The organism is Flavobacterium sp. UBA6195 (assembly GCF_002422095.1).
Classification (GTDB): domain Bacteria; phylum Bacteroidota; class Bacteroidia; order Flavobacteriales; family Flavobacteriaceae; genus Flavobacterium.
On record NZ_DITB01000038.1, the window covers coordinates 57,089 to 65,060 of the forward strand.

14 protein-coding genes are annotated in these 7,972 nt (G+C 35.5%); all 14 read left to right on the top strand.

Going from position 1 to position 7,972, the window contains the following annotated elements:
* Window positions 1-3 precede the first annotated feature (3 nt).
* Entirely contained in the window at window positions 4-2,160 is a 2,157-nt protein-coding gene (gene fusA, locus B4I81_RS03040) for an elongation factor G (RefSeq protein WP_291107334.1), read from the top strand.
* An 11-nt stretch (window positions 2,161-2,171) separates the two neighbouring features.
* Window positions 2,172-2,477: a 30S ribosomal protein S10 gene (gene rpsJ, locus B4I81_RS03045; RefSeq protein ID WP_009779180.1), complete on the top strand. Its 306-nt coding sequence runs from the start codon at window positions 2,172-2,174 to the stop codon at window positions 2,475-2,477.
* A 235-nt stretch (window positions 2,478-2,712) separates the two neighbouring features.
* Complete coding sequence (gene rplC, locus B4I81_RS03050) at window positions 2,713-3,330, top strand: 50S ribosomal protein L3 (RefSeq protein WP_194095212.1); 618 nt, start codon at window positions 2,713-2,715, stop codon at window positions 3,328-3,330.
* Entirely contained in the window at window positions 3,330-3,959 is a 630-nt protein-coding gene (rplD, locus tag B4I81_RS03055) for a 50S ribosomal protein L4 (RefSeq protein ID WP_194095210.1), read from the top strand. The genes rplC and rplD overlap by 1 nt, the downstream gene beginning before the upstream one ends.
* A 7-nt stretch (window positions 3,960-3,966) precedes the next feature.
* Window positions 3,967-4,257 (top strand): 50S ribosomal protein L23, encoded by a 291-nt coding sequence (gene rplW / locus B4I81_RS03060; protein ID WP_194095209.1) that lies wholly within the window; start codon window positions 3,967-3,969, stop codon window positions 4,255-4,257.
* A gap of 6 nt (window positions 4,258-4,263) precedes the next feature.
* The gene (gene rplB, locus B4I81_RS03065) at window positions 4,264-5,088 is read left to right on the top strand and encodes a 50S ribosomal protein L2 (protein ID WP_026725640.1); all 825 of its coding nucleotides are present in this window, start codon (window positions 4,264-4,266) and stop codon (window positions 5,086-5,088) included.
* 10 nt (window positions 5,089-5,098) lie between these two features.
* Complete coding sequence (gene rpsS, locus B4I81_RS03070; RefSeq protein ID WP_073583326.1) at window positions 5,099-5,377, top strand: 30S ribosomal protein S19; 279 nt, start codon at window positions 5,099-5,101, stop codon at window positions 5,375-5,377.
* A gap of 9 nt (window positions 5,378-5,386) precedes the next feature.
* Window positions 5,387-5,797, top strand: coding sequence for a 50S ribosomal protein L22 (gene rplV / locus B4I81_RS03075; protein WP_194095206.1), 411 nt, complete (start codon window positions 5,387-5,389; stop codon window positions 5,795-5,797).
* A gap of 8 nt (window positions 5,798-5,805) precedes the next feature.
* Window positions 5,806-6,537, top strand: a complete 732-nt coding sequence (gene rpsC, locus B4I81_RS03080; RefSeq protein WP_231842250.1) for a 30S ribosomal protein S3 — start codon at window positions 5,806-5,808, stop codon at window positions 6,535-6,537.
* A gap of 19 nt (window positions 6,538-6,556) precedes the next feature.
* The gene (rplP, locus tag B4I81_RS03085; RefSeq protein ID WP_231836122.1) at window positions 6,557-6,976 is read left to right on the top strand and encodes a 50S ribosomal protein L16; all 420 of its coding nucleotides are present in this window, start codon (window positions 6,557-6,559) and stop codon (window positions 6,974-6,976) included.
* 12 nt (window positions 6,977-6,988) lie between these two features.
* A complete protein-coding gene (rpmC, locus tag B4I81_RS03090) occupies window positions 6,989-7,180 on the top strand; it encodes a 50S ribosomal protein L29 (protein ID WP_073583320.1) in 192 nt (63 codons plus the stop codon).
* A gap of 18 nt (window positions 7,181-7,198) precedes the next feature.
* Complete coding sequence (rpsQ, locus tag B4I81_RS03095; protein ID WP_026725636.1) at window positions 7,199-7,456, top strand: 30S ribosomal protein S17; 258 nt, start codon at window positions 7,199-7,201, stop codon at window positions 7,454-7,456.
* A gap of 2 nt (window positions 7,457-7,458) precedes the next feature.
* Window positions 7,459-7,827, top strand: a complete 369-nt coding sequence (rplN, locus tag B4I81_RS03100) for a 50S ribosomal protein L14 (protein WP_007803649.1) — start codon at window positions 7,459-7,461, stop codon at window positions 7,825-7,827.
* 11 nt (window positions 7,828-7,838) lie between these two features.
* Window positions 7,839-7,972, top strand: a 134-nt coding sequence (locus B4I81_RS03105; RefSeq protein ID WP_291107361.1) for a KOW motif-containing protein, incomplete at its 3' end; no start/stop codon positions are given.

The following is a 7,972-nucleotide window of genomic DNA, read 5'->3' on the forward strand; positions in this document are numbered from 1 at the left end:
GAAATGGCTAGAGATTTAAAATATACAAGAAATATAGGTATTGCGGCTCACATTGATGCTGGTAAAACAACAACAACTGAGCGTATCTTATTCTACACAGGAAAATCACACAAAATTGGAGAAGTACACGATGGTGCTGCAACAATGGACTGGATGGCACAAGAGCAAGAAAGAGGTATTACTATTACTTCGGCTGCTACAACTTGTGAGTGGAATTTCCCAACAAACCAAGGTAAAATTTTACCTGAATCTAAACCGTATCACTTTAACATTATCGATACTCCTGGTCACGTTGACTTTACAGTAGAGGTAAACCGTTCATTACGTGTATTAGATGGTTTAGTATTCTTATTTAGTGCGGTTGATGGTGTTGAGCCTCAATCTGAAACTAACTGGAGATTAGCAGATCAGTACAGAGTTCCTCGTATGGGATTCGTAAATAAAATGGACCGTCAAGGTTCTAACTTCTTAGGAGTTTGTCAGCAAGTTAAAGATATGTTGAAATCAAACGCAGTAGCGATTACTTTACCAATTGGTGAAGAGGCTGATTTCAAAGGAGTAGTTGACTTAGTGAAAAATCAAGCTATTGTGTGGCATGATGAAACACAAGGTGCTACTTTCGATATTATCGATATTCCTGCTGATATGGTTGACGAAGTAAAAGAGTATCGTTCAATTTTAATTGAAGAGATTGCTACTTACGACGAAAACTTATTAGAAAAGTATATGGAAGATGAAAACTCAATTACTGAGGAAGAAATCAACAATGCTTTACGTGCTGCTACAATCGACATGGCTATCATTCCTATGATCGCTGGTTCTTCTTTCAAAAACAAAGGAGTTCAATTTATGTTAGATGCAGTTTGTAAGTATTTACCATCTCCATTAGATAAAGAAGGTATCGAAGGAATTCATCCTGATGATGCTGATTTATTAGAAGAAGATCAAAAGAAAATTATCCGTCGTCCTGATACAAAAGAGCCTTTCGCGGCTTTAGCATTCAAAATTGCTACTGATCCTTATGTTGGTCGTTTAGCTTTCTTCCGTGCTTATTCAGGTCGTTTAGATGCTGGTTCTTACATCTTGAATACACGTTCAGGAAACAAAGAGAGAATTTCTCGTATCTACCAAATGCACGCTAACAAACAAAATCCAATCGAATTTATTGAGGCTGGAGATATTGGAGCTGCTGTTGGATTTAAAGATATCAAGACTGGAGATACAATGTGTGATGAAAAACACCCAATTATCCTTGAGTCTATGAAATTCCCTGATCCAGTAATTGGTATCGCGATTGAGCCTAAAACTAAAGCTGACGTTGATAAAATGGGTATGGCTTTAGCGAAATTAGCTGAGGAAGATCCAACGTTTACAGTTAGAACTGATGAGGCTTCGGGTCAAACGATTATCTCAGGTATGGGTGAGTTACACTTAGACATCCTTGTAGATCGTATGAAACGTGAGTTCAAAGTTGAGGTTAACCAAGGTGAGCCACAAGTAGAATATAAAGAAGCGTTCACTAAAGCGGCTCAACACAGAGAGGTTTACAAAAAACAATCTGGAGGTCGTGGTAAATTTGGTGATATCGTTTTCCGTTTAGAGCCTGCTGATTTAGTAGATGGTAAAGCTCCTATGGGATTACAGTTTGTTAATGAGGTTAAAGGTGGTAACGTACCAAAAGAATATATTCCTGCTGTAGAAAAAGGATTCAGAGAAGCTATGAAGCAAGGTCCTTTAGCTGGTTATGCAGTTGATAGTTTAAAAGTTACTTTATTAGATGGTTCGTTTCACCCTGTGGATTCTGATGCATTGTCATTCGAATTAGCAGCTAAAATGGGTTATAAAGAAGTAGCTAAAGCTGCAGGAGCTGTTATTCTTGAGCCAATCATGAAAATTGAAGTTATTACTCCAGAAGAAAACATGGGGGATATCGTAGGTGACTTGAACCGTCGTAGAGGTCAAGTAAATGATATGGGTGATAGAAATGGTGCTAAAACTATCAAAGCTAATGTTCCTTTATCAGAAATGTTTGGATATGTTACTACATTAAGAACATTATCTTCTGGTAGAGCTACATCTACTATGGAGTTCTCTCACTATGAAGAAACACCTTCTAACATTTCAGAAGCTGTAATCAAAAAAGCAAAAGGTAACGCTTAATTTTTAAAGAGATGAGTCAAAAAATCAGAATAAAATTAAAATCATACGATCATAACTTAGTAGATAAGTCTGCTGAGAAAATCGTTAAGACTGTAAAAAGTACAGGTGCTGTGGTAACGGGTCCAATTCCATTACCTACTCACAAAAAGATTTTTACTGTATTACGTTCTCCACACGTTAACAAAAAATCAAGAGAGCAATTCGAATTAAGTTCTTATAAGAGATTGTTAGATATCTACAGTTCTTCTTCTAAAACTATCGATGCTTTAATGAAATTAGAGTTACCTTCAGGAGTTGAAGTAGAAATTAAAGTGTGATAAACACCATTGCAAAAAAGCAATGATTACTATAAAAAACCGTTAATGTGAATGCATTACGGTTTTTTTCTTATCATTTTTAGTAGGTAAAAAGTCCTTTTTTTAAGGAAATTTTACTTAACTATTTATTTTTGCGATAATTAAAAAATAATTTATATATTTGCACCCTCAAAATGAGTAGTGTGCAAATACTATTTGTATTATAAATAAGAGTTTAATTAATAATTAGTTTAATATGTCTGGGTTAATCGGAAGAAAAATTGGCATGACTAGCATCTTTGATGAGAACGGGAAAAATATTCCTTGTACTGTAATCGAGTGTGGTCCATGCGTTGTTACCCAAGTCAGAACCAATGATGTAGATGGCTATGAAGCTATCCAATTAGGTTTCGATGACAAAACTGAAAAGCATTCAATTAAAGCTGAGTTAGGTCACTTTAAGAAAGCTGGTACAGTTGCGAAAAAGAAAGTTGTTGAATTCAAAGGTTTTGAAACGGAGTACAAGTTAGGCGATGTAATCGCTGTTGACTTATTCGCTGAAGGTGAATTTGTTGATGTAATTGGAGTTTCTAAAGGAAAAGGATTCCAAGGGGTTGTTAAACGTCATGGTTTTGGCGGTGTTGGACAAGCAACACACGGTCAACATAACCGTTTAAGAGCGCCTGGTTCTGTAGGAGCTTCATCTTATCCATCTAGAGTATTCAAAGGAATGCGTATGGCTGGAAGAATGGGAGGAGATAATGTAACAGTACAAAACCTTAGAGTTTTAAAAGTAGTTGCTGAAAAGAACTTGCTTTTAGTTAAAGGAGCGATTCCTGGACACAAAAACTCTTATGTAATCGTTCAGAAGTAATGGAAGTAAAAGTTTTAGATATCAACGGAAAAGAAACTGGAAGAAAAGTTCAACTTTCTGATTCAGTTTTCGCAATTGAGCCTAATAAACATGCTGTATATTTAGATGTAAAGCAATATTTGGCTAATCAAAGACAAGGTACTCACAAAGCTAAAGAAAGAGCTGAGGTTGCAGGAAGTACTCGTAAAATCAAAAAACAAAAAGGAACTGGTACTGCTCGTGCAGGATCTGCTAAGAGTCCAGTTTTCAAAGGTGGAGGTACTATTTTTGGGCCTAGACCAAGAAGTTATTCTTTCAAATTAAACAAAAACTTAAAAAGATTAGCTAGAAAATCAGCTTTATCTTTAAAGGTAAATGAGTCTAATTTGGTAGTGGTTGAAGATTTTACATTTGATACACCAAGCACTAAAAATTTCATTAACGTATTGAAAGCTTTAGGGTTAGAGAACAAAAAATCATTATTTGTGTTGGGTGATACAAATAAAAATGTATATTTGTCGTCACGCAATTTAAAAGCGTCTAGCGTTGTAACTACTTCAGAATTAAGTACTTATGCAATTTTAAATGCAAAAAGTTTAGTTCTTTTAGAGGGTGCAGTAGACGGAATTGAAGCTAATTTAAGTAAATAATAAGATTATGAGTATCATAATTAAGCCTATTATAACTGAAAAAATAACTAAAGATGGTGAAGTTTTTAACCGTTTTGGTTTTGTGGTTGCTAAAAATGCAAATAAAATTCAAATCAAAAATGCTATCGAAGCAGCTTATGGTGTGAATGTGGTTGCAGTTAATACAATGAACTACAGAGCTGATAGAAGTGTTAAATATACCAAAAGTGGTTTAATCAGTGGCAAAACAAATGCTTATAAAAAAGCAGTTGTTCAAGTACAAGAGGGAGAAACAATAGATTTTTATACTAATATCTAATAGAAAATGTCAGTTAGAAAATTAAAACCTATTACCCCGGGTCAGCGTTTTAGAGTTGTTAATAGCTTTGACACTATTACAACTGATAAGCCGGAGCGTTCATTAATCGCACCGAAAAAAAACTCAGGAGGTAGAAATAGTCAAGGAAAGATGACCATGCGTTACACAGGTGGTGGTCACAAACAAAAGTATCGTATCATTGATTTTAAAAGAGCTAAAGTTGGAATTCCAGCAACAGTTAAAACTATCGAGTACGATCCAAATCGTTCAGCTTTTATTTCATTATTGTATTATGCAGATGGAGCTAAAACTTACATCATTGCGCAAAATGGATTACAAGTTGGACAAACTGTAGTTTCAGGTGAAGAAGCATCTCCAGAAATTGGAAATGCAATGCCTTTAAGTAAAATTCCTCTAGGAACTGTTATTTCGTGTATCGAATTAAGACCAGGTCAAGGAGCTGTAATCGCTCGTTCAGCAGGAACTTTCGCTCAGTTAATGGCAAGAGATGGAAAATATGCAACAATTAAAATGCCTTCTGGAGAAACAAGATTAATCTTGTTAACTTGTATGGCTACAATCGGAGCAGTTTCTAACTCAGACCACCAATTAATCGTATCAGGTAAAGCTGGTAGATCAAGATGGTTAGGTAGAAGACCAAGAACAAGACCAGTAGCTATGAACCCAGTTGATCACCCAATGGGAGGTGGTGAAGGACGTTCTTCAGGAGGTCACCCACGTTCAAGAAAAGGTTTACCTGCTAAAGGTTATAGAACTCGTTCTAAAGTTAACCCGAGTAATAAGTATATTGTAGAACGTAGAAAGAAATAATTAGATAGACATGGCACGTTCATTAAAAAAAGGACCATTCGTTCACTATAAATTAGAGAAGAAAGTTCAAGAAAATATCGCAGGTGGAAACAAAGGTGTTGTAAAGACTTGGTCTAGAGCATCTATGATTACTCCAGATTTTGTTGGGCAAACTATCGCAGTTCACAATGGTCGTCAATTTGTTCCAGTATATGTTACTGAGAACATGGTAGGACACAAATTAGGAGAGTTTTCACCAACAAGATCTTTTAGAGGTCATGCTGGGGCTAAAAATAAAGGTAAAAAATAATAGGAAGCTATGGGAGTTCGTAAAAGAGAAAGAGCAGAGCAGACTAAAGAGGCTAAAGCACAAGTTGCTTTTGCTAAATTAAATAACTGCCCTACTTCACCTAGAAAAATGCGTTTAGTTGCAGATTTAGTTAGAGGTCAGAAAGTAGAAATGGCTCTTAATATATTAAGATTTAGTCAAAAAGAAGCTTCAAGAAAATTAGAGAAATTGTTGTTATCAGCAATTAATAACTATCAGCAAAAAAATGCTGATGCTAATTTAGAAGAAGCTGGCTTATTTGTAAAAACGATTACTGTAGATGGTGGAATGATGTTAAAAAGACTTCGTCCAGCTCCACAAGGTCGCGCACACAGAATTAGAAAGCGTTCTAACCACGTAACAATCGTGTTAGGATCAAATAATAACACACAAAGCAATTAATAAACAGTATGGGACAAAAGACAAATCCAATCGGAAATAGACTTGGTATCATCAGAGGATGGGACTCAAACTGGTATGGAGGAAATGATTACGGTGATAAAATCGCTGAAGATGCTAAAATCCGTAAATACATCCATGCACGTTTATCAAAAGCTAGTGTATCTAAAATAATTATCGAGAGAACTTTAAAACTTGTAACCGTTACTATCACTACTGCTAGACCTGGTATTATTATCGGAAAAGGTGGTCAAGAGGTAGACAAGTTAAAAGAAGAACTTAAGAAAATTACTGACAAAGAAGTTCAAATCAACATCTTTGAAATCAAAAGACCTGAGTTAGATGCTTACTTAGTAGCAACTTCTATCGCTCGTCAAATTGAAAGCAGAATCTCTTACAGAAGAGCTATTAAAATGGCTATCGCGGCTGCAATGAGAATGAATGCTGAAGGTATTAAAGTTATGATTTCTGGACGTTTAAACGGTGCTGAAATGGCTCGTTCTGAACACTTCAAAGAAGGTAGAATTCCTTTGTCAACTTTCAGAGCTGATATTGATTATTCATTAGCTGAAGCACATACTACTTATGGTAGAATGGGTATCAAAGTATGGATAATGAAAGGTGAGGTTTATGGAAAAAGAGATCTTTCTCCGTTAGTTGGTATGGACAAAAAACAGTCTAAATCATCAGGATCTTCTGCTCCAAAAAGAGACGGTAAACCAAACGCACGCAAAAGAAAGTAATTATTTAAACTAAAGAAAAATGTTACAGCCTAAAAGAACAAAATACCGTAAGGTACAGAAAGGTAGAATGAAAGGCGTTTCTCAAAGAGGACACGAGCTTTCTAACGGAATGTTTGGTATCAAATCTTTAGATTCTGCATTTATTACTTCTCGTCAAATTGAAGCAGCTCGTATCGCAGCAACACGTTTCATGAAAAGAGAGGGTCAATTATGGATCAAAATATTTCCAGATAAGCCTATTACAAAGAAACCATTAGAAGTACGTATGGGTAAAGGTAAAGGTGCAGTTGAATATTGGGCTGCAGTTGTTAAACCTGGTAAAATTATGTTTGAAGTTGGAGGTGTGCCTCTATCAGTAGCAAAAGAGGCTTTACGTCTTGCTGCTCAAAAACTTCCTGTTAAAACTAAGTTTATCGTTGCTAGAGATTTCGAAGCATAATCAAAATTTATTATGAAACAATCAGAAATTAAAAATCTATCTGCAGCTGAGTTACAAGAACAACTTAGTCAGTTAAAGAAAACGTATACCGACCTAAAAAATGCTCATGCAATATCTCCAATTCAAAATCCTCTTCAGTTAAGAACTTTAAGAAGATCAGTTGCGAGATTACACACAGAGTTAACTAAAAGAGAGTTACAATAATTGTACACTAGCTGAAAGATGGAAAAAAGAAATTTAAGAAAAGAGAGAATTGGTGTGGTGACTTCAAACAAAATGGAGAAATCTATTGTTGTGTCACAAACTACAAAAGTGAAACACCCATTATACGGTAAGTTCGTGTTGAAAACTAAGAAATATGTTGCACACGACGAAACAAACGATTGTAACATTGGAGATACTGTAAGAATTATGGAAACACGTCCATTAAGTAAATCTAAATGTTGGAGATTAGTTGAAATCATTGAAAGAGCGAAGTAATTATGGTACAACAAGAGTCAAGATTAAAAGTAGCAGATAACACAGGAGCGAAAGAAGTTCTTACGATCCGTGTTTTAGGAGGAACGAAACGTCGTTATGCCTCTGTTGGTGACAAAATTGTAGTTTCAATTAAAGATGCAACTCCAAACGGAAACGTTAAAAAAGGAGCGGTGTCAACTGCAGTAGTTGTACGTACCAAAAAAGAAGTGAGAAGAGCTGATGGATCTTACATCCGTTTTGACGATAACGCATGTGTATTGTTAAACGCTGCAGGAGAAATGAGAGGAACTCGTGTTTTTGGTCCGGTTGCCAGAGAACTTCGTGAAAAACAATTCATGAAAATTGTATCATTAGCACCTGAAGTGCTTTAATTCTTATACAAATGATAAAGCTAAAAATTAAATCAGGAGATATCGTAAGAGTTATTGCTGGAGACCACAAAGGTTCTGAAGGTAAAGTTCTTAGAGTTCTTCGTGAGAAAAACAAAGCGGTTGTTGAAGGAGTTAACATGGTTTC

Excerpts from the sequence above, each read along its gene's own strand:
- fusA (WP_291107334.1), top strand. The coding sequence starts at position 4 with ATGGCTAGAGATTTAAAATATACAAGAAATATAGGTATTGCGGCTCAC.
- rpsJ (WP_009779180.1), top strand. The coding sequence starts at position 2,172 with ATGAGTCAAAAAATCAGAATAAAATTAAAATCATACGATCATAACTTA.
- rplC (WP_194095212.1), top strand. The coding sequence starts at position 2,713 with ATGTCTGGGTTAATCGGAAGAAAAATTGGCATGACTAGCATCTTTGAT.
- rplD (WP_194095210.1), top strand. The coding sequence starts at position 3,330 with ATGGAAGTAAAAGTTTTAGATATCAACGGAAAAGAAACTGGAAGAAAA.
- rplW (WP_194095209.1), top strand. The coding sequence starts at position 3,967 with ATGAGTATCATAATTAAGCCTATTATAACTGAAAAAATAACTAAAGAT.
- rplB (WP_026725640.1), top strand. The coding sequence starts at position 4,264 with ATGTCAGTTAGAAAATTAAAACCTATTACCCCGGGTCAGCGTTTTAGA.
- rpsS (WP_073583326.1), top strand. The coding sequence starts at position 5,099 with ATGGCACGTTCATTAAAAAAAGGACCATTCGTTCACTATAAATTAGAG.
- rplV (WP_194095206.1), top strand. The coding sequence starts at position 5,387 with ATGGGAGTTCGTAAAAGAGAAAGAGCAGAGCAGACTAAAGAGGCTAAA.
- rpsC (WP_231842250.1), top strand. The coding sequence starts at position 5,806 with ATGGGACAAAAGACAAATCCAATCGGAAATAGACTTGGTATCATCAGA.
- rplP (WP_231836122.1), top strand. The coding sequence starts at position 6,557 with ATGTTACAGCCTAAAAGAACAAAATACCGTAAGGTACAGAAAGGTAGA.
- rpmC (WP_073583320.1), top strand. The coding sequence starts at position 6,989 with ATGAAACAATCAGAAATTAAAAATCTATCTGCAGCTGAGTTACAAGAA.
- rpsQ (WP_026725636.1), top strand. The coding sequence starts at position 7,199 with ATGGAAAAAAGAAATTTAAGAAAAGAGAGAATTGGTGTGGTGACTTCA.
- rplN (WP_007803649.1), top strand. The coding sequence starts at position 7,459 with ATGGTACAACAAGAGTCAAGATTAAAAGTAGCAGATAACACAGGAGCG.